Genomic DNA, 23,177 nt, shown 5'->3' with positions numbered 1-23,177 from the left:
GCACCTATTGATCTCAAAAACAAAACGCGTCAGCCGTCGAAGCTCAGATACTTCCGAAGCTCAGATATTCCCCCCTGGCCCGTCCGGTTCGTTCGCCGCCACCGGCTTCGGCGCGGCATTCTTCACCGGGAAGAATGTGTAGGACAGGGTGATGGTATTGACGCCGTCGTTCTCGCTGTCGGCGGCGAATGCCGGATCGACATAGAAGACAACGGGCATCTCCCGCTTCTCACCGGGCGCCAGGGTCTGCTCGGTGAAACAGAAGCAGTTGATTTTGGTGAAATACGATCCGACCGTCAGTGGCGTGACGTTATAGGCCGCCTGCCCCATCGTGGTCCCGGCCGACACGTTGGTAACGGTGTAATAGACAGTCGTGACCTCGCCGATCCGGACATTTATCTCGGTCTGCTCCGGCTCGAACTTCCACGGCAGTCCGCCGGAGACGTTGGAATCGAAGCGCACGGCCACGGTGCGCGCGAGCGGCGCCCCCTTCGGCGCGGCTTTTGCGACCTGGGTCGTTCCGTTGAAGCCGGTGGCGCGGCAGAACCAGTTGTAGAACGGCACCGCCGCATAGGCCGAGCCGACCATCAGGGCGACCAGCAGGCCGCAGGCCGCACCGATCTTCACGTCGCGGCCAATGCGCGGCGCAGCCGTCAGTGCAGCGGGAGCCGCCGTGGCCGATTGCTGCGGGTGCTGTGGCGCGCCGGTCATCTCAATCACATCGGACGGACGAGAACGCCCGGCCCCTTGACGAATGTGACGACGAAGAACAGCACGACCATGAACCCAAGCGCCAAGGCGATCGCGATCGAGCGCTCGCGACGACGCTTCTTCTGGGCGTCGGTGAGAACGACCGTGTCCGGCTTCGGCTTGCTGTCGTTGTCCATCGGTCCATGCGCCCCTCTACCAGATCAACGGCGCGACGGCCTTTGCAACCACATCGAGCAGCAGAACGGCAAACAGCGCGAACAGATAGAGGATCGAGAATGCGAACAGACGGCGCGTGGCGCGCAGCGCCGTGCTGCCGGTGCGATGGCGATAGACATTGATCGCGAGCACCAGCATCCCGGCGCCGAGAACCAGCGAGGTAACGCCATAAACCCAGTCGAAGTAGCCGAGCGGCCAGGGTGCTGCGGCGATCGCCACCAGCACGATGGTATAAAGCAGGATCTGCAGCCGCGTCGCATCGGGACCGGCGACCACCGGCAGCATCGGCACGCCGGCACGCGCATAATCGTCGGAGCGGAACAGCGCCAGCGCCCAGAAATGCGGCGGCGTCCAGAAGAAGATGATCAAAAACAGCAGCAGCGGCTCGACCGACAGCGACCCCGTCGCCGCCGCCCATGCCACCACCGGCGGCAGCGCACCGGCGGCGCCGCCGATCACGATGTTCTGCGCGGTCCGCCGCTTCAGCCCCATGGTGTAGATCACCACGTAGAAGAAGATCGTGAAGGCGAGCAATCCCCCGGCGTACCAGTTGACCAGGGCGCCGAGCGTCATCACCGAGAAGAACGACAGTGTGAGACCAAAACCCATCGCCTCGCCGCGCGTGATGCGGCCGCGCGGGATCGGCCGGTTGGCCGTGCGCGACATCAGCACGTCGATATCGCCTTCGAGCGCCATGTTCAGCGCACCGGAGGCACCGGCGCCGACCGCGATGCAGAGGATCGAAATGAAGCCCAGCACCGGATTAACATGGCCCGGCGCGATCATCAGCCCCACCAGCGCGGTGAAGATCACGAGCGACATCACCCGTGGCTTCAGCAGCGCAAAGTAATCGGCGACGCTCGCCTCCGATATCCGGGGCGGTAGTTCGATGGCTTTTTGATCGACAACCGACACGATACACACTCGCTTTGTTGGGGTGCACGGCGCGTCAGGCGCGCCGCGCACAGTTCGTTTTGTTGGGTGCGCGGCACACCCCAGGCGCGCCGCGCATAGTCACATGACCGCTTACTGCACCTTCGGCAGCGTTGCGAACTGGTGGAACGGCGGAGGCGACGACAACGTCCACTCCAGCGTGGTAGCGCCTTCACCCCACGGATTGTCGGCTGCCTGCTGCTTGCGCGAGAAGGCGTCGACCAGGCCGTAGAGGAACACCAGGGCGCCGAGCCCCGCCATGAAGGCACCGTACGAGGAGATCTCGTTCCAGCCCGCGAACACGTCCGGATAGTCGACCGAGCGCCGCATCATGCCCTGCAGTCCGAGGAAGTGCTGCGGGAAGAACAGGACGTTGGCACCGATGAACATCAGCCAGAAGTGCAGCTTGGCGATGGTCTCGTTGTACATGTAGCCGGAGATCTTCGGGAACCAGTAGTACCAGCCCGCGAAGATCGAGAACACTGCGGCAATGCCCATCACGTAGTGGAAGTGCGCGATGACGTAGTAGGTCTCCTGCAGCACGCGATCGACGCCCGCATTGGCCAGCACCACGCCGGTCACGCCGCCAACCGTGAACAGGAAGATGAAGCCGAGTGCAAACAGCATCGGCGCCTTGAACTCGATCGAACCGCCCCACATGGTGGCGATCCACGAGAACACCTTCACGCCGGTCGGCACCGCGATCACCATGGTTGCGGCGACGAAGTAAGCCTGCGCCGACGACACCATGCCGACCGTGTACATGTGGTGAGCCCACACCACGAAGCCGATGCCGCCAATCGCGACCATGGCATAGGCCATGCCGAGATAACCGAAGATCGGCTTCTTCGAGAAGGTCGAGATCACATGGCTGATCATGCCGAAGCCAGGCAGAATCAGGATGTACACCTCAGGATGACCGAAGAACCAGAACAGATGCTGGAACAGCACCGGATCACCGCCACCGTCGGCAGCGAAGAACGTGGTGCCGAAGTTACGGTCGGTCAGAAGCATGGTGATCGCACCTGCCAGCACCGGCAGCGACAGCAGGAGCAGCCACACCGTGACCAGGATCGACCAGACGAACAGCGGCATCTTGTGCAGGGTCATGCCCGGCGCGCGCATGTTGAAGATCGTGGTGATGAAGTTGATCGCGCCGAGGATCGAGGAAGCACCGGCGAGATGGATCGAGAGGATCGCGAAATCCACCGATGGCCCCGGATGGCCGCTCGTCGACAGCGGCGCATACAGCGTCCACCCCGTGCCCGCACCGAGAGCGCCCGGCTCGCCTTCCACCATCGTCGACAGCAGCAGCAGCGCAAACGCCGCCGGCAGCAGCCAGAACGAGATGTTGTTCATGCGCGGAAACGCCATGTCAGGCGCCCCGATCATCAGCGGCACGAACCAGTTGCCGAAACCGCCGATCATCGCAGGCATCACCATGAAGAAGATCATGATCAGGCCGTGCGAGGTCACAAATACGTTGTACTCGTGAGCAGGATGGAAAACCTGCACGCCGGGATACATCAGTTCCGCCCGGATGCCCATCGACATCAAGCCGCCGATGATCCCCGCAACGATAGCGAACACCAGGTACATGGTACCGATGTCCTTGTGATTGGTCGAATACGCAAAGCGCCGCCACCCGGTCGGGTGGTGCGCATGGTCGTCGTGGTCGTCGTGGTCGTGAGCATGTGCTGCGGATGTTGCCATTGTCTAATCCTGTCTTTCGTCCCTTGAAGTCCTTCGAACCTTAGAGGCTGTCGCTCTCGCCTAGCGCATCGCGTCGGCAGCTGACGCCACCGCGTTCTCCGGGTTCGAAGCAAACTTCTTCTTCGCGGTCTCAACCCAGGCCGTAAAATCCTGATCGCTCACAACCCGAACCGCGATCGGCATGAAGGCGTGATCCCGGCCGCACAGCTCCGAGCACTGGCCGTAGAACATGCCAAGCTTGGTGGCCTTGAACCAGGTCTCGTTGAGACGACCCGGGATCGCATCCACCTTGATGCCGAACGCCTGAACTCCAAACGAATGAATGACATCGGTCCCGGTCACTTCCACCCGAACCACCTTGTTCACCGGAACAACCAGCTCGTTGTCGACCGCCAGCATCCGCGGCTTCTTGTCCTGCGCAATCAGCGAGTCAAACTCGATCTTGCCGTTGTCCGGATAGGTGTAGGTCCAGTACCACTGCTTGCCGGTCGCCTTCACCGTCAGGTCAGCCTTCGGAAGGTCAAGCTCTTGGAACAGCAGCCGGAACGACGGTATCGCAATGCCGACCAGGATCAGAACCGGGATAATCGTCCACGCAACCTCGATCATGGTGTTGTGGGTCGTCTTCGACGGTACCGGATTGGCGCGCGCGTTGAACCGCAACATCGCTATCACCATCAGCGCCGTCACAAACAGCGTGATAACCGTGATCACGATCAGAAGCCCGCTGTGCATCTTCTCGATGCTGTCCATCACAGGCGACGCAGAGCCCGCAAAATCAATCCCCCAGGGCTGCGGACCTACCTCCTCGGCAGAAACCGATCCACAACCAGCAGCCAAAGCCGCTGCCCCAAACGCCATTCCCAGAAACCGGCGGCCAAACCGGCGGCCATACAGGCCATTCGACATCTTCATGCCGCTCGCGCTCCTTGTCATAAATCCGCACCAGCACCTGGCGGCCTTCGACACGGGCCCAACAAGCGCGTTACGTACCGGCCGTTTTCTTAAAGGAGTATATTTTAAGATGCAAGCCTCGTTCATGCTGCTATGCGGCAACAACGAAAGCCCTTCAATCACGAAGATTGATTGCATCTCTGCGGCAGCATCAAGCGTCTCGTCGCGTTTTTTAAGTCAATACGTGAAGGTGCGCGTCGGCAATCAATCTGAGATCAGTTCGATCGCGCAATCAGCGACCGGAATCTTCTTACTCTTTCTTGACCATGTACCGAATTCTGGTCATCGGTGATGCCTCGACCATAGAGCAACACAGTCGCTGCAATGAAATTACGCGGCTTCGACTGCTGGAAAAGCGAGTTGTTTGCAGAACCGTTTGCCGAAGCGCAAACGCAACGACCATCATCTTGAGACTTGAAGGCTTTAAGGACAGAGTCTTCAAACATCAGGTCGCGACACGTTCCATTTTCAGGCTGCTCGGATCGCATGCCTTCCCTCTGACTGCACTCGACATCGCAACCCGCGAGCGGAAGATCACGCGTCCCAAACGACATCTCGTCTTGTCGGACCGATCGACCTGAACGGCGTCATTGACGCTTGGGGGAGGCCTTCGGCAGAATAGATGGAAATCCGAGCTATGGTCCGAGCTTGGGTTGCCGGAACGCGCGTGACCGGAGCTAACTGGCAATGGAAAGCGTGCAGGGACGATATCTCCGGCTCAATCATCCAGAACCCGAGTAGTCCCAGATGACGATTAGCATGCAATCCATAGCCACCGTGCGCAGCCAGTTCACAAACGGCGTGCGAATACCCCGTCGCGACATCGTCGCGGAAATCGTCGTACGCGAGGACCTTGCGGCGGCCTTGACCGGCATTGAGGAGTGGTCACATCTGATCATCCTGTTTTGGATGGATCAACTCGTCGGCAAGCCTGTTCCGTTAACCACGCATCCCCGGTATCGCGCCGATCTGCCGGAAGTGGGTTTGTTCTGCGCCCGCGGTCCGGAAAGGCCTAATCCAATCGGGCTGGCCGTTGTCGAGTTGGTGAAGCGCGACAAGAACGTTCTGACCGTCAAGGCATTGGACGCCTATGACGGCACGCCTGTCCTCGATATCAAGCCTTATGACGACTTTGACGCCATCACCGAACTTCGCGCTCCGCAATGGTGGATGATCGCAACAGACCGCTTGAGGCCATGAGCAGCCCGGCCACGCTCGCATAAAAACGTCTGTTCGGCAGGCAACTCCGCAGCCTCATGCCGCGCACGATCAACGCGCCGGCCGGCGCGTTGGCGCCGACTGACGCCACTGTCGCGACAGGCTTATCAGGCGTTCTCGGGAAATCGACGTGCCGTGATAAACGGCGCGCGACACACTGGCCGATCCCAGGACAGCATCTCCAAATTCGTGCCGTCGCATGAAGGGATGATGCGGCAGATAGGTTCGGACCATTTCTCTGTATTTTTCCATGTCGGATGGCGGGAGCCTGACGCGACCGGCACCCTCCAGCGGCTTCGAACTGATATACTGAGCAAGCAGCGACAATTGCTCCTCGACGTCATAAACTGAATTCGGCAGCGCGGACTCGCATCGCTCGCTCAGTACGTCCCGCAACTTATCCTGTTCACGACCTAGTATTTCGTACAGAACCGCCTCGATCACGCCCCATGCCTCGCGGCCGCCATCTGCTTTGAGATTCTTGGCCACATTGGTGAAATCATCGATCGCTGCCAGGATCGAGCCCAATGCCGCCAGCACCGGCGCATAGCCGGCAAACACCTTGCCTCGCCCGTTCTTCCACAATTCCCCCGCCGGCAAACCAAGAAAGGTTTCGATTGCGTCAAAGAAGGTGGCGATAAAGTCTCGCGCCTGTTCCGGGTGCTTTTGATAGTAGGAGCCGGGTCTGGCGGTCGTCGCCGCGTAGGCGTGGATCAGTTGCTCGGCTCCCTCTTTGTCGAAGAATTCGACATTGGCCGTGACATGCGTCACTCCGGGCGCGTCGCGATCGAACTGCTCCCTCGCCAATTCGGTCGATTCAAATCTCCCAAGGAAAATAAGCTTGGGCCGCGAAGCAACAGTTCGGTTGCTCCGCAAAAGCTCTGCGGTGGATTCAAGAAACTGCTCGATGCCCGCCTCGCTCGACAACAATCTCCCTTCGTCGAGAGCATCCACGATCACCGGAACCCTGCCCTCGTGGAACGCGGCTACGGGATCGCTTTTATCGTCAGCCTCCAGTCCAGCCAGCAAAGCGCGCAGCGATCCCGCCGAAACCGAGACCTTGGCCAGGTCGAGCATCGGCGCATTGAGCGTCGCCGATAGTTGTTTCGCGAACGTGCTCTTACCGACCGCTGCAGACGCCTCGATAAAAATGATTTCCTTCTCGAGGGCCGACGGACTCTCCCCCTCCATATCGAGGATTGGCGATACGAATGGCGTTGGCGACTCCCCGACGAAGAGGCAGCCGGTCTGATCAGGCTTCGGGAAATGGACGGGCCGGTTCAACACGTTGACGAGTAGGCTCAGCGCAGTTTCCGACATCAGATGACCTCTTCGGGCGAAGGCCGCACGTTTACAGTCGCGAAACCTCCGGTTCAATGGGTAACGGCGTTGTCGGCGACGCGCTCGATGCGCCCGCTCCAAGTGACAGCCTGACAAACCTGAAGGCGATGCACCGCACTTCGCTCGCGCATGAGCAGCTTCCATCGGAGGGCGGGTTCGGTGATCGCCAGTGCATCCGCGGACGATGAAGCTAGCTCCAGTCCGCGACAGCCGACAGCGCGGGTTCGCGCTCTCACCGACACGCCATGTTGCAACGCAATATGTTCGAGCCAAACCGTCTCCTACGGTCCACGTCAACTCATCATTCTCAAAACCAAAAAGCGAAGCTATAGCGGGTATGGAACAGGCGACGATCGTCAAATCGGATATGTACGCGGGAAAGAATCCATGCCATACGAAGCCATGCTAAAAGGGTGGAAAATTAGCTCGGTAAGACCCGGCAGAGGCGCCAGTGGTGCATTGCGCCACGAGTTCATCCTCGTCGCCATTGCCGACCAGGCTGAGGCTCTCCGGGCGGTCAAGGAGTGCCTTCCTGACGCGGAAATCACGGTCGATTCGGAAGCCAGTCAGGAGCTTCTTGCCGAGTATCAGGTCATCGATGGCGAAATGGTTGTGCTCGCGGATTGATCTGGGTTCGTACGAAAAGGCGCACTCTCGCATCGCGGCTTGAAGATCGGTGACGACGAGAGATTGCGGATATGCTGGAAGCCCGGGAACCGGGCAAACGCCGCGAAGATAGTTACCATAATTCCGTACCGTGCCATTTGTGGATCGTAACCGCCGGCGCACGGCGCTTCGCGCCTGCCGATCAGGATCTCCCCCATTTGGTTGCGGCTGTCGTCGGACGCCCAGGTCCGCCAGGGCGACGGTGAAAATCATATTTCAGTCGACAGGATCAGAATTTCTTCATAGCAACAGCGGGAAGCCAGTCATCGCCGATCGCGGCGGGCGCGGCCTCGGGACAAACGGCCTGCTAACGCCAGAGACGCAGAAATAGCTGCCTAAGGAGCGAATACCGATGCGATACCGTACCAACCAAGGGCTGCTGATCGAGGCGGCCTCATCGGCCGAAGCGATCACCCGTCTGCGCGAGTCAAGCTGGAATGAACAGAACCTCAGCGACCATGCCTATATGGAAGCGGTTGCGGATCGTATGTTCCAGGAGGGTATTCACGTTTCAACGCTCAGCCCGGACATGTTCATTGCCGGATTGTTGAGCGGCGGGCTGCTGACGCGGGACACAGATGAGGCCCAGCCGAACACGACGAAGCAGGAAACAGAGCGATAATCAGGTCGGACGGCCGGCAAGTCCGACGCCGAGGAACGAGCCCTCGCGGCAATTGATGCAGAACGCATGGATGCCTATATAGCTGGACCAGCGGAGGAACCAAATGACTGATAAAATCCCGGTCACCGTGCTGACCGGCTATCTCGGCGCCGGCAAGACCACACTGCTCAACCGCATTCTCTCGGAGGAGCACGGCAAGAAATACGCCGTCATCGTCAACGAGTTCGGTGAGATCGGCATCGATAACGATCTTGTCGTGGGCGCAGACGAGGAAGTGTTCGAGATGAATAACGGGTGCATCTGCTGCACCGTCCGCGGCGATCTTATGCGCATTCTCTCAGACCTGATGAAAAAGAAGGGCAAGTTCGACGCCATCATCGTCGAGACCACAGGCCTCGCCGATCCGGCGCCGGTGGCGCAGACCTTCTTCGTCGACGAGAATGTCGGGAAGCAGACCAAGCTCGACGCGGTCGTCACCGTCGCCGACGCCAAGTGGCTCAAAGACAGGCTCAAGGACGCGCCGGAAGCCAAGAACCAGATCGCTTTCGCCGACGTGATCCTGATCAACAAGACCGATCTTGTGTCGGCCGCCGAGCTCAACGACGTCGAAGCGCGCATCCGCGGCATCAATCCTTACGCCAAGCTGCACAGAACCCAACGGGCGCAGATTCCGCTCAACGAGATTCTGGGACGAAATGCCTTCGATCTCGACCGCATCCTCGATTTCGAACCGGCGTTCCTTGAGGCCAAGGACCACAGCCATGGCCACGATCACGGCCATGACCACGATCACGATCACGACCATCACGATCATGACCATGATCATGATCACAAGCACGCGGACCACGAAGGCGGCCTCAAGCACTACCACGACGAGGAGATGCAATCGCTTTCGTTCAGGACCGACAAGCCGCTGGACGCGGATAAATTTTTTGCCTGGGTCGAGGATCTGGTGCAGGTCGAGGGTCCGAACATTTTGCGAAGCAAGGGCATTCTTTCTTTCAAGGACGAGGATCGGCGCTTTGTATTTCAGGGCGTTCATATGATTCTCGACGGCGATCATCAACGGCCCTGGAAAGAGGACGAAAAGCGCGAAAGCCGCATGGTCTTCATCGGCCGCAAGCTGCCGGAAGAGAAGATCGCCGAAGGGTTCCAGAGTTGTATCGCCTGATCCAAGCGATACTCGTAGTCTGCCAAGCAATCCGCTCGCTGCGAAAAGCGTGGTCGTCGGCGTCATGCCCACGACCACGTCGGCAGCCCTCCTGCCGATGAAGCGCTGCTGTTTTCCGAACCAGTACAGCCTGAGAGTTCACAAACGAAGTGCGACACTTCCCGCGGGGCCGCCAAGCGCGGAGTTACGCGCAGCTTCCCTGGACGATCGATGCGAAATTGTGCGCCAATGGCCGCTCGCGCATGGAACGAGACGGGAGCTTACGAGCCGTCGCGTCATATCGAGCGGCTCGCAGGCGGATGGTCGCCCGAGCAGATTACACAGGTACGGAATAGCTATCAGCGCCGTGCGCACGCCACAGCCGCAACCGTTCAGCCATTCTCAGGAAGCTTCACCATCAGGATGACAGTAGGCGTTCCGGCATCCGCATGGATGACCACCCGGGGGTTCCGGGGAGGCTGCATGCCAGCCACAACGTCCCACCCGTTCCTAGGACGGACAGCCGCTATAGCAACGACAGCGGGAAAATTGCCAGACGGTCGATGACAAATGCCATCGACCTAGCCGCGTGATATCCCGACTCTACGGCTCCTCGGAGGGCCGTGAAAAGATGATAAGCAAAAACCCGACTACGGCCATCGCGGCGCCGTAGTAGACCCATTCTGTATGCCTGACCAGGACACTATCGGCGGGAAAGCTGTAAAAGCGGAAGCCCTGTCCCATGAAGCCGAGTCCGGCAACCAAGGTGATAACTCCGACGATTCTCAGTAGAGCATGCATTCTAGGGCGTTGTCCCGGATGTTGATGTTATCGAAGTCAAGCAGTGACTTCGCTATACTATGCGTCCTCGGGTTTCGCTTCAACTCCATTTGCGCGCCGAATATTCTTCATTGCACATGAGGCCAGCCAGCACAGAGACAGACAGAATTCCGTCAGTTCTTCAATCGGCGAGACTTGCTCACGTCCATGGCATGCGCCGTTGCCGGAGGGCGTCATGCTGCACCTCGTTTGTCTTCGCAGCGCGGCAAACAATCAATACTAAATGGTGGCCTCGCCTGTTTTCGATTCTCCGTTGTCGCTGCGATAAACGATGCGACGCACGCTTCAGACGCGGACGAAATTGATTGAATATCAGCATGTCGCGCGCGCAGTGAGTTGGGATCATGAGTCTGCACGAGACTGCCGGTATGGCGAGGCGACGCTCTTCGCGCAGGTGACCGCGGCGCGCCGCACAGCGTTGAAGCGGTTTATCGCCACCTTTTCCGGTTTTACCGAGCGGGTCTGTGAAAGCGGAATACCGAGCAACTGAAATTCTGCCTCCCGAGCCTTTCGTCGAAGGCAAGCACCCAGCCGTAAAACCACCCATGGGCGATACGGCACGTTGTGTCGACTGACCGACCGATCGATGAAGCGGGCCACGAACCCTAGGCGCGGAAGCGAAACTCGGCAAAAAATGGCACCGGATCCTGACGCGTCGATGCCCCGAATTATTTTTGAGCTCGACGGGGAAGTGCTCTGGCGCGCGAACTCATCGCGACCGGACAATCCTGCCTTAATGGGTTATTGCGCGGTTAACGCCTTTGGCTGCGTGCTCTGACAACCAGACAAACGTCGACCGCGGCACACGCTATCCTTGTTTCCAAGATCTAGCGCGTTTTACCGCGGTCGTTGACGTAACCAGCTTAGCGCAAGCTAGGCAGCAGAGGCAGACCTGGTCTTAACTTGCTTCTCTGGCTTTTGAGCCGCAGGCGTCTTCACCGTGGGCACGCCGTTCTGGAAGCTTACCTCGGCGCCAACGCCGGCTGCCATTTCACCTTCAAGAATCGAAGGCTGCTTGGGAGCGGTGAAACGCTGGAACGACTCTGCTAATGCCATGGAAAGGTCAACAGCCGTGCCGCGGAACGTATCCCACAACATCACCGCACCCTGGTTCGGCACAAACATTCCTTGCTTAGTCGGAGACCGGTTCAGAGCAAGTCGAGAAGCGCGTCTATGTCCAACATGCGGATGATCATGATCATCCTGCTGGGCGTTGACGGGCAGCTGCAGTACCGTAGCGGTTTGCCCGCTGACAAGCTGCGTAATCTTTAGAACCTGCCCATTCGGGAACTCCAACGCGTCGTGCTGAACGTGCGGATTATCCACATCGACTTTCCGGAAGCTCGCGACCTTGTGATCAACACGGGCCTTGCCGGAGAACTTTATGCCAAGAAAACTGCGGGGGCAGTCGTACTGAACATTCTCGTCAAAGGCGAGTTCCGTTCCAGGCAGCAAACAGACCGCCAGTTCGGGCGGGCTATCATGAATTACAAGCTTGGGGCCAAGCTCACCAACGGCGGCAAAGCCGCGCACGTTTGATTTCGCAAGCTCCATCGTAACCAGCTTGTCGGCGACCTTGGCAGGCCGCGAAGCTACGTGATGCAGACTGTAGTCGCACATGAAGGGCTCCTCTGGTTGGGACCACGCATCCCCACATCAATAACAATACCCGCGATGCGAACTCGTTCCGCCGATTTCTCACTCACGATAGGCGGTTGCGTATCTTAGTCCAACGTCCAACCATGCTAAATTGGTATGATCAGAATCTACCACGGCAATGACGTTCGCGTCAACTCCAATCCAGACAGATACCTGGTGACGCAAGTGACAAATCCACCTTGAAATCGGCGGCCATAACCTACGGCAACCGAGCTATTTGCTCTGCTACGCCTCTTCTGCTGACGTCTGAAAGTCGCTAGAATTGCTCCAATCGGGAAGTCTTATATCCACAGACGGTCCCGACCGCCTGCGGGAACTTCTATATCCGGGCACCGATTATCCCGCAGGTGAGCAGGCAGTCCGGCGCTAGCGGACGGGCTGAGCGAGGCTTTTTCCGCACACCCGCTTTGTTCATGGCCGTGCGGGGCGGCTGAGCTCCGGGGTCGAGCGCCTGCGACGCCGCCATCAAGCGCCTCTTGTTGCCGCTTGGAGAAGGCTTGCAACTGCGCTATGTAGAGTAAGCACGCCGCCTAAAGCTGAAGGCTGCATTGGCGAACGCTTTGAGACGTTCGAGCGGAAGACAAATCCGAATCGGCACCTAATGTGGACCACGCAGGCTAAGGCTTGATGCGGGTCGTTCGCCAAGGCGCAGGAGTATTGGTATGATGGACGAGGCGAACCTAGCTGGAACAGAGAGCGTTTCCCCGGTTGATGATGACGCCGTCGACACGACGGATCGGCCATCGAGCGTCCCGGCGGACGAAATGGCGCGCATGGGAGAGGACATCATCGGTGCGCTCAAGACCGTCTATGATCCGGAAATTCCGGCCGACCTCTACGAGCTTGGTCTGATTTATAAAATCGTCATCGATGACGATCGCATGGTCAACATCGAGATGACGCTGACGTCGCCGGCTTGTCCGTCCGCAGCGGAGCTGCCTGGCCAGATAAAGCACGCGGTCACGAGTGTGTCCGGCGTGCGCGATGCCAAGGTAGCCATCGTCTGGGAGCCGGCGTGGGATCCCAGCCGCATGTCGGACGAGGCGCGCACCGTGCTCAACATGTGGTGATGCGGCGCGTCAACCCGGTCGGATCAAGTTCAGTTTTGACTGTCGTACGCGGCTAACGCATCGGCCTGTGCGGAGCTATTGGCAGAAACTCCGCCCTGCCAGCGACAGCACCGCCGCGAAGCTATGTGTCCGCCTGTGGATCAAACCCAAGCCTACGGCAGCACACGGCCGAAGCGGCTGCGCCGGAATAACAATGCGGCTCTCTTGGAAAACAACTCCCACGGGCCCCTCTTGCGACGCAACAAAACAAGCAGGCAAACTAGGCCGCGGAAGTTTTGTCAGCGATGTTGGAAGGCCGCCGATGCCGTCGGCTCGCGATTTCCATGAAGGCGGCGACGGCTTCCGGGTATCCGGCTATGGGATAGTTATGGGGCGCTGGTAGCCAGAAATGGCCTATGCCCGCAGGCCACCCGCTATCTTTCTGGCTGGCCATGCTTAATGCCCTGCCCCGTGGCGGCAAACGCGAGCGAGATGCTCGCGAGCGCCAGGGGTCGGACATACTCAAATTCAGCAAGCCGTTAGCCGTTCTTGCTGTCAAACCACTGGCTTCCGTTCGGAGGCCGATGGATTGCTTACTTCGGCAGCGGCGCGGGGCTCTTGGAGAGCGTATTGAGATAGGCAACCAAGTCAGCGCGCTTGCTCTCGCTCTTCAAGCCGGCGAAGCTCATGGATGTGCCCTTAACGTAGGCACGCGGATCTTCGATCCATTTGTCGAGCTCGGCGAAAGTCCACTTGCCGCCCTTAGCCTTCAAGGCAGCCGAGTAGTTAAAGCCGGCTATCGAAGCAACCGGCCGATCGACAACGCCGTAGAGGTCAGGACCGATCTTGGGGCCTTTGCCTTCCTCGGTGTTGTGGCAAATCTGGCACTGCTTGACGAGCCCGGCACCGCGCTCGGCGGAGGCGCTGGCAAGCAACTTGTTGAACGCCGCCGGGTCAGTGGCCGCCGGCTTGGCGGCAGCTTCCGTGGCGGCGGTTTTATGGGCGGCTTCAGCGTGCGGTTTCTCTGGCCCGCTGAACGACTCGTCGATGATGCGTACCGTTTGCACAAACAACAATGTTCCCAGCAGCGCGCCGAGAATAGCGTTGGTCCGGTTTGAATGCACTGTATCACTCCCAGAGGTCATTACTGAAGTACTCCCAGCGGTAGAGGAGCCAAAAAAAACCCGGGATACCCCGGACGAATTGAAAAGGTCGATGGCAGCGGCACCCCCCGGCTCATCGATCTTGGAACAGCCCCACTCTAGCCCGTTTTGCGTGCCTAAGGGGAGCGGCGGCCACACCCATATCAAATAGATGTTTGTCGTGCAACGGTTCAGCCCAATGCCTGATGCTGCCGGATTTTGCACTGCGAATGCGAACTTTGACAGGCGTCCGTTGGCCTTCTTCTTGCGCCAAAACCGGCTTGCCGCAGCTTCACAACGCCTTCGGAAAGTGCCTGCATGGTGCAGCGCACCGGCCACTGTTGACGATGACGCCGGACCGGGAGGCCGCGATCACAGCCATGGCGCGGACACATCCATCGCAATGAGTTGCTCGACCTCGATACGCGGGCGGACCACCGCATACCGGTCGCCCTTGACCAGCACCTCGGGGATCAACGCGCGCGTGTTGTAGGTCCCGGATTGCACCGCGCCGTAGGCGCCCGCAGTCATGATCGCGAGAAGATCGCCGGCTTGCGGCTCCGGCAGATTGCGCTCGAGCGCCAGATAATCACCGGTCTCGCAGACCGGGCCGACGACGTCAGCAACCATCACAGGGGCATCCTTGGATGCCGCGCGCACCGGCATGATCTGGTGATAGGCCTCATACAGTGTCGGACGGATCAGATCATTCATGGCGGCGTCAATGATGACGAAATTCCGCGCGTCGCCGCGCTTCACGTAGATCACGCGCGTCACCAGAATGCCGGCGTTGCCGACGATCATGCGACCCGGCTCGAACATCAGCGTGCAGCCCAGATTGCGCGTCACACGCTTGACCATTTCGGCATAGGCGAGCGGCTCCGGCGGCGCCGCACGGTCCTCGTAATAGGGAATGCCGAGGCCGCCGCCGAAATCGACATGCGAGATAGAATGGCCGTCGGCACGCAGCGTTGTGACAAAATCCGTCAGCAGTCGGAACGCCGCCTCCATCGGGCCGAGATCGGTGATCTGGCTGCCGATGTGCATGTCGACGCCGGTGATCGCGATGCCTGGCAGCTTTGCCGCGCGGGCATAGACCGCGCGCGCTTGCGCGATCGGGATGCCGAACTTGTTCTCCGACTTGCCGGTCGAAATCTTGGCGTGCGTTTTGGAATCGACGTCGGGATTGACGCGGATCGAGATGCGCGCCTTGCACCCGGTTTCAGACGCAAGCCTCGACAGCAGGTCGAGTTCGGGCTCGGATTCCACGTTGATGCAGAGAACCTCCGCAGCCAGCGCCGCGCGCAATTCGGCTTCGGTTTTGCCGACGCCCGAGAACAAGATCTTGCTCGCCGGAATTCCGGCCGCCAGCGCGCGCTTCAGTTCGCCGCCGGACACCACGTCCGCGCCGGCCCCGAGCTTCGCCAGCGTCCGCAGCACCGACTGATTGGAGTTGGCCTTCATCGCGTAGCAGATCAGATGGTCGACGCCTGCGAAGGCGTCGGCAAACACGCGGTAGTGCCGCTCCAGCGTCGCGGTCGAATAACAATAGAACGGCGTGCCGACGGCCTCGGCCAGCGTCGAAAGATTGACGCCCTCGGCATGGAGCACGCCGTCGCGGTAATCAAAGTGGCGCATGGAACTAGTGTCCCGAATCCGAAGTTCGCCTCATTGTGCAACACCTTCCGTAGCGAACTTCGGATTCGAAAGGACACGAGCAAATTTATGCTTCTAGTGGTCCTTCGATTCTAGCATTTGCAAAGACACTCTCTGCAACGGGATGCAAATGTTAGAACCGGACCCCTAGCCGCCTCAGCGGCTGTCGAGCAGCGGATCGAGGATAAAGGATTTCTTCGTGCCCCTGGGCGCAGCCGGATCGCTGTTCATGCCGTAGGAAGGGTCGAACACACTGCCCTTGGCCGCAGCATCGCGGTCATGGTCCTCGGCCGCCGCTGCAGCACGCGACTGCTCCGAGGCGGTTGGCGGCAGATCGAGGCCACCCTTGCGCCCGCAACTGGCCAGCACGAGCGTAGCGGCTGCCAGAAAAACCAGTGCCCATCTCGCGGAGACGGAGCTTGAAGTGCTGTTCACGGCGATTTCCCCAATCGGCGGCACCATACAAAGAATGCCCTGCCCTGGCGAGACCCGGAGGTCCAGAAAAATTCGAGTCGACTTTGGATCAGCCCAATTTTCGCTCTTTTTCCAGCCGCTTGAGCCAGGCATTGGCTTGCGCACGAACGTTTCTCGGCGCGGTCCCGCCATAGCTCGTCCGGCTTTTTACGGACGCCTCGACGGACAGCGTCGCAAGCGCATCGCGGGTGATGCGCGGCTCGATGGCCTGCATATCCTTGAGCGGCAGCTCATGCAGCGCCACGCCCTGCTTCGATGCAGCGGCAACGATGCGCCCTGTGACATGATGCGCGTCGCGGAACGGAATCTTCAGCGTCCGCACCAGCCAGTCGGCGAGATCTGTCGCAGTGGCGTAACCGTCACCGGCCGCCACCTTCATCCGCGCTTCATCCGGAACGAGGTCGGCGACCATGCCGGTCATGGCGCGAATCGCCAGCGAGAGCGCGCCGAACGCCTCCATCGCACCCTGCTTGTCCTCCTGCATGTCCTTTTGATAGGCCAGCGGCAGTCCCTTCATCACGATCAGCAGCGCCGTCAGCGCGCCGATGACACGGCCGGTCTTGGCGCGCACCAGTTCGGCGGCGTCTGGATTGCGCTTCTGCGGCATGATCGACGAGCCCGTGGTGAACTTGTCCGACAGCCGCACCAGGCCGACCAGCGGCGAGGTCCAGATCACCAACTCCTCGGCGAAGCGCGACAGATGCATCGATGTGATCGCTGCTGCCGAGAGTGTCTCCAGCACGAAATCGCGATCGGAAACCGCATCGAGCGAATTCGCCATCGGGCGATCGAAACCGAGTCCCTTCGCGGTGGCACCGCGATCGATCGGAAAGGATGTGCCGGCCAGCGCGGCCGCCCCGAGCGGGCTCTCGTTCAGGCGCTTGCGCGCATCGGCGAAGCGGCCGCGGTCACGCGCCGCCATCTCGACATAGGCCATCAAATGATGGCCGAAGGTCACCGGCTGCGCGGTCTGCAAATGCGTGAAGCCCGGCATTACCGTCCCGGCATGCTCCAGCGCGCGAGTTACCAGAACATGCTGAAAGGCCGCGAGCGCCGCATCGGTCTCGTCGATGACGTCACGGACATAGAGACGAAAATCGGTCGCAACCTGATCGTTGCGCGAACGCGCGGTATGCAATCGTCCAGCCGCAGCGCCGATCAACTCCCCGAGCCGACCCTCGACATTCATGTGAATGTCCTCAAGCGCCCGCTTGAAGTCAAAGGAATCCTTGCGAATCTCTGACAAAATCGTGTCTAGACCCTTGCCTATGTTTTTTGCATCATCCGCCGTGATGATGCCTTGAGCGGCAAGCATGGCAGCATGGACCTTGGACGCGGCAATGTCCTGGGCGTAGAGATGGCGATCGACGTCGATGGAGACGTTGATTTCTTCCATGATCGCGTCGGGACCTTCGCCGAACCGGCCGCCCCACATTTTGTTGCTCATGCCGCGCCGCTCATTTCATGCCTGCCGGACGATCGATCCACCCGGTTCGTTCTAGCCGTCTAAAGCCGAAGCCTGCATACCCGCATCTTATACAGGATGACAAACGATATGACCGAAACCACCCCGCCGTCCCGCCGCGCCCAACGCGGGCTTCCCGTAGGCCCACTGGTCGCGGTCGCCGTCGTCGCCGCGATCACGGCCACGATTTTAGGCGCGGGGCACTTGAGGAACGCGAGATCCGCGGCGAGCGCCAGTGTGCCCTGTAGCCCCGCCATGGAACTGTCCAGGAAGCTCGCGCACCGCGCCATCGGCGAAGTGGCAGCCCTGACGATGGCGTCCAAGCCGCGTCAGATGCCGGACTTGGCCTTTATGGACGGCGACGGCCAGCCCAAAAAGCTTTCGGACTGGAAGGGGAAAACCGTTCTCCTGAACCTGTGGGCGACCTGGTGCGTACCTTGCCGCAAAGAAATGCCCGCACTGGACAAGCTGGAGGGCAAGCTCGGCAGCGATAAGTTCGCTGTGGTCGCAATCAACATCGACACCCGCGACGCCGACAAGCCGAAGACCTTTCTGAAAGACGCCAACCTGACCCGCCTCGGCAATTTCCACGATGAAAAAGCAGAGGTTTTTCAGAATCTTAAAGGCATCGGCCTGGCGCTCGGCATGCCCACCTCGGTGCTGATCGACAGCCGCGGTTGCGAAATCGGCAACATGTCCGGACCAGCGGAATGGGACAGCCCCGACGCGATCGACCTGATTCAGGCGTCGTTGGCGCAATAAGCGCGGGTCGCGCAGCCTTGCACGCAGGTGCCGAAGCATTGCTTGGCACCTGCGCGGCCCGACATGACGCCGAAAGGGCGTGGCGCGAGCGTGATCGAGGCTAAGGGATAATCCAATGACAGAACACGGTCACTTTCACTGGACTGAATTCGTCACTCGCGACCCGGAAGGCTTCAAGACATTCTACGCCCGAACGATCGGATGGACCTACGAGGCACAGACCCTGCCGGACGGCGAATGCTATTGGGTGGCGCTCGCGAACGGCGAGCCAGTCGGCGGAATCCTCCCCACCAACCGACCTGGCCTGGAGGGCGTTCCCGATGGCTGGATGCCGTATCTCGCCGTCGATGACGTCGATGCGCGCGTCGCGAAGGCAGTGGCCGCCGGCGCACAATTAATGAAGCCGATTTTCGAAGTTCCAAACGTCGGCCGGATGGCGATTCTGATGCAGCCCGGCGGCGTCGGTGTCGGCTGGATTACGCCGACACAGGACCAGAGCCCGAAAGCGGCCTAAACCGAAATATCGAGATTGCCGCCGATGCCCGGCGCGTTGTTCGTCGCCAGACCCGTCTGCGGTGGGGCGAGCAACTGAAGCACCTGCGCTTGCGCGTCGAGGTTCATTTTCAGTGCACGGGTCGCGATCTGCGACTGCGTATTGCCCGCCATCATGCCAGCGGCCGCCGCAACTAGACTCATATCCATGCGCACGACTCCACGGACCGTTCTAGCGGGCTTGGGTTAACGAATTCCAGCGGATGAAAGATCAGCGCGTCGGAACCGGTTTTTCGCCGCGATAGTCGTAGAAGCCGCGCTGGCTCTTGCGGCCAAGCCATCCGGCCTCTACGTATTTCACCAGCAGCGGACAGGGCCGGTACTTGGAGTCGGCGAGCCCTTCATGCAGCACCTGCATGATCGACAGGCAGGTGTCGAGACCGATGAAATCCGCGAGTTCAAGCGGCCCCATCGGATGATGCGCGCCGAGCCTCATGGCGGCATCGATCGCCTCGACGTTGCCGACGCCTTCGTACAAGGTGTAGATCGCCTCGTTGATCATCGGCAGCAGAATGCGGTTGACGATGAAGGCCGGAAAATCCTCGGACACGGCGATCTGCTTGCCGAGTCTGATGACAAATTCCTTGGCCGCATCGAAGGTCGCATCACCGGTCGCGATGCCGCGGATCAGTTCGACCAGTTCCATCAGCGGCACCGGATTCATGAAGTGAATGCCGATGAATTTCTCGGGGCGATCGGTGGACGAGGCAAGCCGCGTAATCGAGATCGATGACGTGTTCGAGGCAATGATGGCCTCGGGCTTCAGCACCGCGCACAGACCATGAAAAATTTTCCGCTTGACCTCCTCCTTCTCGACGGCGGTCTCGATCACCAGATCGCAATCGGCAAGCCCCTCGAGGGCTTCAGTTTGCCCAATCCGCGCAAGCGCCTTCTCGCGAGCGTCCTCGGTGATGATCTTCTTCGACACCTGACGCGACAGGTTGCTGTTGATGGTGGCCATGGCCGACTTCAACTGATCGGAAGAAAGATCGTTGAGGACCACGTCGAACCCGGCGAGGGCCGCCACATGCGCAATACCGTTGCCCATCTGGCCCGAACCAATCACGCCGACTTTTCTGATCATTGCCGCCATCTTACCATCTCACCGGGTCCTGAACCGCGCAGACCGCAGTTTCGCCCCATTCTTGCACAAACACCGGCCGAAGTCCGTTGCTTCGGCGAGCATTGTTCGGATCATCGTCAGCGGCCGAGCTTTCCAAGTTCTTCCGTGAGTTCGGGAACCGCCTGATACAGGTCCGCCACCAGGCCGTAATCGGCAACCTGGAAAATCGGCGCATCCCCGTCCTTGTTGATCGCGACGATCACCTTGGAATCCTTCATGCCGGCGAGATGCTGGATCGCGCCGGAGATACCGATGGCGATGTAAAGGTCCGGCGCCACAACCTTGCCGGTCTGACCCACCTGCCAGTCGTTCGGCGCATAGCCCGCATCCACCGCGGCGCGCGAGGCTCCGACACCAGCGCCGAGCTTGTCCGCCAGCGGCTCGATGTACTTGGTGAAATTCACGCGACTCCGCATACCGCGGCCTCCGGAGACAATAACCCTGGCCGAGGTCAGTTCGGGGCGATCGTTTCTAGCGACTTGCTCGCCGACGAAATTCGACAAGCCCGGATCGGCCGCAGCGGCAATAGCCTCCACCGGAGCACTGCCACCGTCACCGGTCGCAGCGAAAGTCGAGGTCCGCACCGTGATGACCTTCTTGGCATCCCTGGACTTCACCGTCTGGATCGCATTGCCGGCGTAGATCGGCCGCTCGAACGTATCGGGCGCGACCACCTTGATGATTTCCGAGACCTGCATCACGTCGAGCAGCGCCGCGACGCGCGGCATCACATTCTTGAAGCGCGACGTCGCAGGCGCGACGAACGCATCGTAACCCGGCGCCAGCGAGCGGATCAGCGCAGCGAGCGGCTCGGCAAGATCGTGGGCGTAGGCCGAGCTGTCCACGAGCAGCACCTTCGCGACGCCCTTCAATTTCGCGGCGGCCTCGGCGGCGCCCCTGGCGTTTTCGCCCGCGACGAGCACGTCGACTGGCGCGCCGAGTTGGGCAGCCGCGGTCAGTGCCTTGTTGGTCGTATCCTTCAGCGATGCGTGGTCGTGTTCGGCAATCAGCAACGTGGTCATCAGATTACCCCGGCTTCGTTCCTGAGCTTGGACACCAGTTCGGCGACGTCCTTGACTTTGACGCCCGCCTTGCGGCTCGGAGGTTCGGTTGTCCTGATGACTTCGAGGCGCGGCGCAAGATCAACGCCGTACTTGTCGGCCGCCCTCTCCAGGATCGGTTTCTTCTTTGCCTTCATGATGTTCGGAAGGCTGGCATAGCGCGGCTCGTTGAGCCGCAGGTCCGTCGTCACGATCGCCGGCGCTTTCAGCCTGACCGTTTGCAAACCGCCGTCAACTTCGCGTGTCACCTTGAAATAGGCCCCGTCGACTTCCAGCTTCGACGCGAAGGTCGCCTGCGCCCATCCGAGCAGCCCCGCCAGCATCTGGCCGGTCTGGTTTGAGTCGTCGTCGATGGCCTGCTTGCCGAGAATGATCAGACCGGGGCCTTCTTCTTCGACGACGCATTTGAGGATCTTGGCAACCGCCAACGGTTCGACAGGCGCTTCGGACTTGATCAGGATCCCGCGGTCGGCTCCCATGGAGAGGCCAGTGCGGATTGTTTCCGCGGCCTCAGCCGGACCGATCGACACAAGCACGACTTCGGTCGCCTTGCCGGCCTCTTGAAGGCGCAGGGCTTCCTCGATCGCAATTTCGTCGAACGGATTCATCGACATCTTGACTTTGGCGAGATCGACGCCGGACCCGTCGCCCTTGACACGGATTTTTACGTTGAAATCGACAACCCGCTTGACCGGCACCAGAATCTTCATCGATCTTCTCTCGAACCGAGCTTTGGCTGGATCAACTGGGAGTGTGAGCTTCGGCGCGGAACCTAAAGGGCCCGTTTCCGGCGGTCAACGCGGGAAGGCGAAAAATCGCGGTCCTTATGGCGTTTTCGAGCGAAGCATGTCCTCGGGCTTGACCTGGGATGGACACCCGTTCGCGTCAAGAAACCGCGTCAAAACAAAAACTGGAGCCCGGCTTTGATTCCATCAAGGCCGGAATGCTCCCGCCCAAGCCAAGAACCTGCCGGTTTCTCGATCATCTGTTTTGACCCGGCACCCAGAGCACATCGCCCACGCCCTTGTCGTTCATAAACCGGCTGGCCACAAACAGGAAATCCGACAACCGGTTCATATATTGGACCGCGGCATCGTTGACCGGCTCGCCGGGCTGCGATGCGAGCTCAACCATCATGCGTTCCGCGCGGCGACAAATGGTTCGCGCCAAATGAAGATATGCCGCGGCAGGTGTCCCGCCCGGCAATACGAAGGAGGTCAATTCGGCGAGCCCCGCGTTGAGGCTGTCGATATCATTCTCCAGACGCACCACTTGGCTGGACAACATACGCAGCCGTTCGGCTTTGCCCTCGCGCTGGGGCACCGCAAGGTCGGCGCCTAGATCGAAGAGATCGTTCTGGATGCGGCCCAGCATCCCGTCGAGATCGGGCGCGCTGGACAAATGCAGACGAACCACGCCGATTGCGGCGTTGGTCTCGTCGACCGTTCCGTAGGCGCCGACACGGAGGTTATACTTCGGGCGGCGCTCGCCGGTGCCGAGCGCCGTGGTGCCGTCGTCGCCGGTTCGCGTGTAGATTCGGTTGAGAACGACCATCGGTCACCCAGTGCCGGACCATCAATCCGTTCACTGCCCCATCAACCAGATCGTCACCATGGTGATGACGATCGCAACGAACTGCAGGAAAACCCGCATTCGCATCAGTTTCTGCGAGCGGTTGGGACTGCCGCCGCGCATCATGTTGACCAGACCCATCAACAATACGGCGGCGACCGAGGCCACCGCGATTGGAATCAAAACCATGCTCAGGAATGTCGTCATTCGGCATACATATCACCGCAGCCGCGGCTGCGCCATTACCCCGCGACGAGATTCGGCCCCACGCAACGATCTGGCCTTTTATGTATTGATA

The 23,177-nt window shown here is 60.1% G+C and carries 25 protein-coding genes; 8 read left to right on the top strand and 17 right to left on the bottom strand.

The features are described from left to right. Positions 1–60 precede the first annotated feature (60 nt). The 5 genes from ACSZOQ_RS00655 to coxB all read right to left on the bottom strand — a co-directional run bounded on the left by ACSZOQ_RS00655 (position 61) and on the right by coxB (position 4,488). The gene (locus tag ACSZOQ_RS00655; RefSeq protein ID WP_439923589.1) at positions 61–711 is read right to left on the bottom strand and encodes a cytochrome c oxidase assembly protein; all 651 of its coding nucleotides are present in this window, start codon (positions 709–711) and stop codon (positions 61–63) included. Between the two features lie 5 nt (positions 712–716). After that, a complete protein-coding gene (locus ACSZOQ_RS00650; RefSeq protein WP_439923590.1) occupies positions 717–887 on the bottom strand; it encodes a CoxF protein in 171 nt (56 codons plus the stop codon). Positions 888–903: 16 nt separating this feature from the next. Continuing rightward, positions 904–1,842: a heme o synthase gene (locus tag ACSZOQ_RS00645; protein WP_439923591.1), complete on the bottom strand. Its 939-nt coding sequence runs from the start codon at positions 1,840–1,842 to the stop codon at positions 904–906. Between the two features lie 111 nt (positions 1,843–1,953). Continuing rightward, complete coding sequence (gene ctaD, locus ACSZOQ_RS00640; protein WP_439923592.1) at positions 1,954–3,573, bottom strand: cytochrome c oxidase subunit I; 1,620 nt, start codon at positions 3,571–3,573, stop codon at positions 1,954–1,956. A gap of 60 nt (positions 3,574–3,633) precedes the next feature. Further along, positions 3,634–4,488, bottom strand: coding sequence for a cytochrome c oxidase subunit II (gene coxB, locus ACSZOQ_RS00635; RefSeq protein WP_439924201.1), 855 nt, complete (start codon positions 4,486–4,488; stop codon positions 3,634–3,636). On the opposite strand from coxB, the gene ACSZOQ_RS00630 reads away from it, so the two are divergent. Next, the gene (locus tag ACSZOQ_RS00630) at positions 4,487–4,819 is read left to right on the top strand and encodes a hypothetical protein (protein ID WP_439924200.1); all 333 of its coding nucleotides are present in this window, start codon (positions 4,487–4,489) and stop codon (positions 4,817–4,819) included. The two genes, coxB and ACSZOQ_RS00630, sit on opposite strands and share 2 nt — an antisense overlap. 455 nt (positions 4,820–5,274) lie before the next feature. Continuing rightward, the gene (gene tsaA, locus ACSZOQ_RS00625; RefSeq protein ID WP_439924199.1) at positions 5,275–5,727 is read left to right on the top strand and encodes a tRNA (N6-threonylcarbamoyladenosine(37)-N6)-methyltransferase TrmO; all 453 of its coding nucleotides are present in this window, start codon (positions 5,275–5,277) and stop codon (positions 5,725–5,727) included. 69 nt (positions 5,728–5,796) lie between these two features. On the opposite strand, the gene ACSZOQ_RS00620 is transcribed toward tsaA, so the two are convergent. Further along, a complete protein-coding gene (locus ACSZOQ_RS00620; protein WP_439924198.1) occupies positions 5,797–7,446 on the bottom strand; it encodes a hypothetical protein in 1,650 nt (549 codons plus the stop codon). A 27-nt stretch (positions 7,447–7,473) separates the two neighbouring features. Between ACSZOQ_RS00620 and ACSZOQ_RS00615 the strand changes: the two genes are divergently transcribed. The 3 genes from ACSZOQ_RS00615 to ACSZOQ_RS00605 all read left to right on the top strand — a co-directional run bounded on the left by ACSZOQ_RS00615 (position 7,474) and on the right by ACSZOQ_RS00605 (position 9,545). Then, the gene (locus ACSZOQ_RS00615) at positions 7,474–7,713 is read left to right on the top strand and encodes a hypothetical protein (protein WP_439924197.1); all 240 of its coding nucleotides are present in this window, start codon (positions 7,474–7,476) and stop codon (positions 7,711–7,713) included. A 391-nt stretch (positions 7,714–8,104) separates the two neighbouring features. Then, a complete protein-coding gene (locus ACSZOQ_RS00610) occupies positions 8,105–8,374 on the top strand; it encodes a hypothetical protein (RefSeq protein ID WP_439924196.1) in 270 nt (89 codons plus the stop codon). Between the two features lie 103 nt (positions 8,375–8,477). After that, entirely contained in the window at positions 8,478–9,545 is a 1,068-nt protein-coding gene (locus ACSZOQ_RS00605; protein ID WP_439924195.1) for a CobW family GTP-binding protein, read from the top strand. A gap of 1,692 nt (positions 9,546–11,237) precedes the next feature. Here the strand turns inward: ACSZOQ_RS00605 and ACSZOQ_RS00600 are convergent. Then, positions 11,238–11,984 (bottom strand): hypothetical protein, encoded by a 747-nt coding sequence (locus ACSZOQ_RS00600; RefSeq protein WP_439924194.1) that lies wholly within the window; start codon positions 11,982–11,984, stop codon positions 11,238–11,240. A 701-nt stretch (positions 11,985–12,685) separates the two neighbouring features. Between ACSZOQ_RS00600 and ACSZOQ_RS00595 the strand changes: the two genes are divergently transcribed. Further along, entirely contained in the window at positions 12,686–13,093 is a 408-nt protein-coding gene (locus tag ACSZOQ_RS00595; RefSeq protein ID WP_439924193.1) for an iron-sulfur cluster assembly protein, read from the top strand. A gap of 572 nt (positions 13,094–13,665) precedes the next feature. Here the strand turns inward: ACSZOQ_RS00595 and ACSZOQ_RS00590 are convergent. The 4 genes from ACSZOQ_RS00590 to argH all read right to left on the bottom strand — a co-directional run bounded on the left by ACSZOQ_RS00590 (position 13,666) and on the right by argH (position 17,791). Continuing rightward, positions 13,666–14,553, bottom strand: coding sequence for a c-type cytochrome (locus ACSZOQ_RS00590; RefSeq protein ID WP_439924192.1), 888 nt, complete (start codon positions 14,551–14,553; stop codon positions 13,666–13,668). Positions 14,554–14,586: 33 nt separating this feature from the next. Next, entirely contained in the window at positions 14,587–15,852 is a 1,266-nt protein-coding gene (gene lysA, locus ACSZOQ_RS00585) for a diaminopimelate decarboxylase (protein WP_439924191.1), read from the bottom strand. Between the two features lie 174 nt (positions 15,853–16,026). Beyond that, positions 16,027–16,332 carry an LPS translocon maturation chaperone LptM gene (gene lptM / locus ACSZOQ_RS00580; RefSeq protein ID WP_439924190.1) on the bottom strand — a complete coding sequence of 102 codons (306 nt, stop codon included), beginning with the start codon at positions 16,330–16,332 and terminating at the stop codon, positions 16,027–16,029. Positions 16,333–16,393: 61 nt separating this feature from the next. Beyond that, positions 16,394–17,791 (bottom strand): argininosuccinate lyase, encoded by a 1,398-nt coding sequence (argH, locus tag ACSZOQ_RS00575; RefSeq protein WP_439924189.1) that lies wholly within the window; start codon positions 17,789–17,791, stop codon positions 16,394–16,396. 108 nt (positions 17,792–17,899) lie between these two features. Here argH and tlpA point away from each other — a divergent pair, with 108 nt between their 5' ends. Together tlpA and ACSZOQ_RS00565 are read left to right on the top strand one after the other, a co-directional pair. Further along, the gene (tlpA, locus tag ACSZOQ_RS00570) at positions 17,900–18,571 is read left to right on the top strand and encodes a thiol:disulfide interchange protein TlpA (RefSeq protein ID WP_439924188.1); all 672 of its coding nucleotides are present in this window, start codon (positions 17,900–17,902) and stop codon (positions 18,569–18,571) included. 115 nt (positions 18,572–18,686) lie between these two features. Then, positions 18,687–19,085, top strand: coding sequence for a VOC family protein (locus tag ACSZOQ_RS00565; RefSeq protein WP_439924187.1), 399 nt, complete (start codon positions 18,687–18,689; stop codon positions 19,083–19,085). Here ACSZOQ_RS00565 and ACSZOQ_RS00560 read toward each other — a convergent pair. From ACSZOQ_RS00560 to ACSZOQ_RS00535, 6 genes are all read right to left on the bottom strand, one after another. Continuing rightward, complete coding sequence (locus tag ACSZOQ_RS00560) at positions 19,082–19,273, bottom strand: putative motility protein (protein WP_439924186.1); 192 nt, start codon at positions 19,271–19,273, stop codon at positions 19,082–19,084. The genes ACSZOQ_RS00565 and ACSZOQ_RS00560 overlap by 4 nt on opposite strands. A 61-nt stretch (positions 19,274–19,334) precedes the next feature. Continuing rightward, complete coding sequence (locus tag ACSZOQ_RS00555; RefSeq protein WP_439924185.1) at positions 19,335–20,216, bottom strand: 3-hydroxybutyryl-CoA dehydrogenase; 882 nt, start codon at positions 20,214–20,216, stop codon at positions 19,335–19,337. A gap of 107 nt (positions 20,217–20,323) precedes the next feature. Beyond that, complete coding sequence (locus ACSZOQ_RS00550; RefSeq protein ID WP_439924184.1) at positions 20,324–21,268, bottom strand: electron transfer flavoprotein subunit alpha/FixB family protein; 945 nt, start codon at positions 21,266–21,268, stop codon at positions 20,324–20,326. After that, positions 21,268–22,017 carry an electron transfer flavoprotein subunit beta/FixA family protein gene (locus ACSZOQ_RS00545; protein ID WP_439924183.1) on the bottom strand — a complete coding sequence of 250 codons (750 nt, stop codon included), beginning with the start codon at positions 22,015–22,017 and terminating at the stop codon, positions 21,268–21,270. Before ACSZOQ_RS00545 ends, ACSZOQ_RS00550 begins: the two co-directional genes overlap by 1 nt. A 271-nt stretch (positions 22,018–22,288) precedes the next feature. Beyond that, positions 22,289–22,861: a cob(I)yrinic acid a,c-diamide adenosyltransferase gene (locus ACSZOQ_RS00540; RefSeq protein WP_439924182.1), complete on the bottom strand. Its 573-nt coding sequence runs from the start codon at positions 22,859–22,861 to the stop codon at positions 22,289–22,291. Between the two features lie 30 nt (positions 22,862–22,891). After that, entirely contained in the window at positions 22,892–23,086 is a 195-nt protein-coding gene (locus ACSZOQ_RS00535; RefSeq protein ID WP_439924181.1) for a twin transmembrane helix small protein, read from the bottom strand. Positions 23,087–23,177: the final 91 nt, after the last annotated feature.

This window comes from Nitrobacter sp. JJSN, from assembly GCF_051912485.1.
Lineage (GTDB): Bacteria > Pseudomonadota > Alphaproteobacteria > Rhizobiales > Xanthobacteraceae > Nitrobacter.
This window is presented reverse-complemented; position numbering and strand designations above follow the sequence as displayed.

Coding starts and splice junctions, on each gene's coding strand:
- ACSZOQ_RS00655 (WP_439923589.1), bottom strand. CDS start 711: ATGACCGGCGCGCCACAGCACCCGCAGCAATCGGCCACGGCGGCTCCC.
- ACSZOQ_RS00650 (WP_439923590.1), bottom strand. CDS start 887: ATGGACAACGACAGCAAGCCGAAGCCGGACACGGTCGTTCTCACCGAC.
- ctaD (WP_439923592.1), bottom strand. CDS start 3,573: ATGGCAACATCCGCAGCACATGCTCACGACCACGACGACCACGACGAC.
- ACSZOQ_RS00630 (WP_439924200.1), top strand. CDS start 4,487: ATGCCGCTCGCGCTCCTTGTCATAAATCCGCACCAGCACCTGGCGGCC.
- coxB (WP_439924201.1), bottom strand. CDS start 4,488: ATGAAGATGTCGAATGGCCTGTATGGCCGCCGGTTTGGCCGCCGGTTT.
- tsaA (WP_439924199.1), top strand. CDS start 5,275: ATGACGATTAGCATGCAATCCATAGCCACCGTGCGCAGCCAGTTCACA.
- ACSZOQ_RS00615 (WP_439924197.1), top strand. CDS start 7,474: ATGCCATACGAAGCCATGCTAAAAGGGTGGAAAATTAGCTCGGTAAGA.
- ACSZOQ_RS00610 (WP_439924196.1), top strand. CDS start 8,105: ATGCGATACCGTACCAACCAAGGGCTGCTGATCGAGGCGGCCTCATCG.
- ACSZOQ_RS00605 (WP_439924195.1), top strand. CDS start 8,478: ATGACTGATAAAATCCCGGTCACCGTGCTGACCGGCTATCTCGGCGCC.
- ACSZOQ_RS00600 (WP_439924194.1), bottom strand. CDS start 11,984: ATGTGCGACTACAGTCTGCATCACGTAGCTTCGCGGCCTGCCAAGGTC.
- ACSZOQ_RS00595 (WP_439924193.1), top strand. CDS start 12,686: ATGATGGACGAGGCGAACCTAGCTGGAACAGAGAGCGTTTCCCCGGTT.
- lysA (WP_439924191.1), bottom strand. CDS start 15,852: ATGCGCCACTTTGATTACCGCGACGGCGTGCTCCATGCCGAGGGCGTC.
- lptM (WP_439924190.1), bottom strand. CDS start 16,332: ATGGTGCCGCCGATTGGGGAAATCGCCGTGAACAGCACTTCAAGCTCC.
- argH (WP_439924189.1), bottom strand. CDS start 17,791: ATGAGCAACAAAATGTGGGGCGGCCGGTTCGGCGAAGGTCCCGACGCG.
- tlpA (WP_439924188.1), top strand. CDS start 17,900: ATGACCGAAACCACCCCGCCGTCCCGCCGCGCCCAACGCGGGCTTCCC.
- ACSZOQ_RS00565 (WP_439924187.1), top strand. CDS start 18,687: ATGACAGAACACGGTCACTTTCACTGGACTGAATTCGTCACTCGCGAC.
- ACSZOQ_RS00560 (WP_439924186.1), bottom strand. CDS start 19,273: ATGGATATGAGTCTAGTTGCGGCGGCCGCTGGCATGATGGCGGGCAAT.
- ACSZOQ_RS00555 (WP_439924185.1), bottom strand. CDS start 20,216: ATGGCGGCAATGATCAGAAAAGTCGGCGTGATTGGTTCGGGCCAGATG.
- ACSZOQ_RS00550 (WP_439924184.1), bottom strand. CDS start 21,268: ATGACCACGTTGCTGATTGCCGAACACGACCACGCATCGCTGAAGGAT.
- ACSZOQ_RS00545 (WP_439924183.1), bottom strand. CDS start 22,017: ATGAAGATTCTGGTGCCGGTCAAGCGGGTTGTCGATTTCAACGTAAAA.
- ACSZOQ_RS00540 (WP_439924182.1), bottom strand. CDS start 22,861: ATGGTCGTTCTCAACCGAATCTACACGCGAACCGGCGACGACGGCACC.
- ACSZOQ_RS00535 (WP_439924181.1), bottom strand. CDS start 23,086: ATGACGACATTCCTGAGCATGGTTTTGATTCCAATCGCGGTGGCCTCG.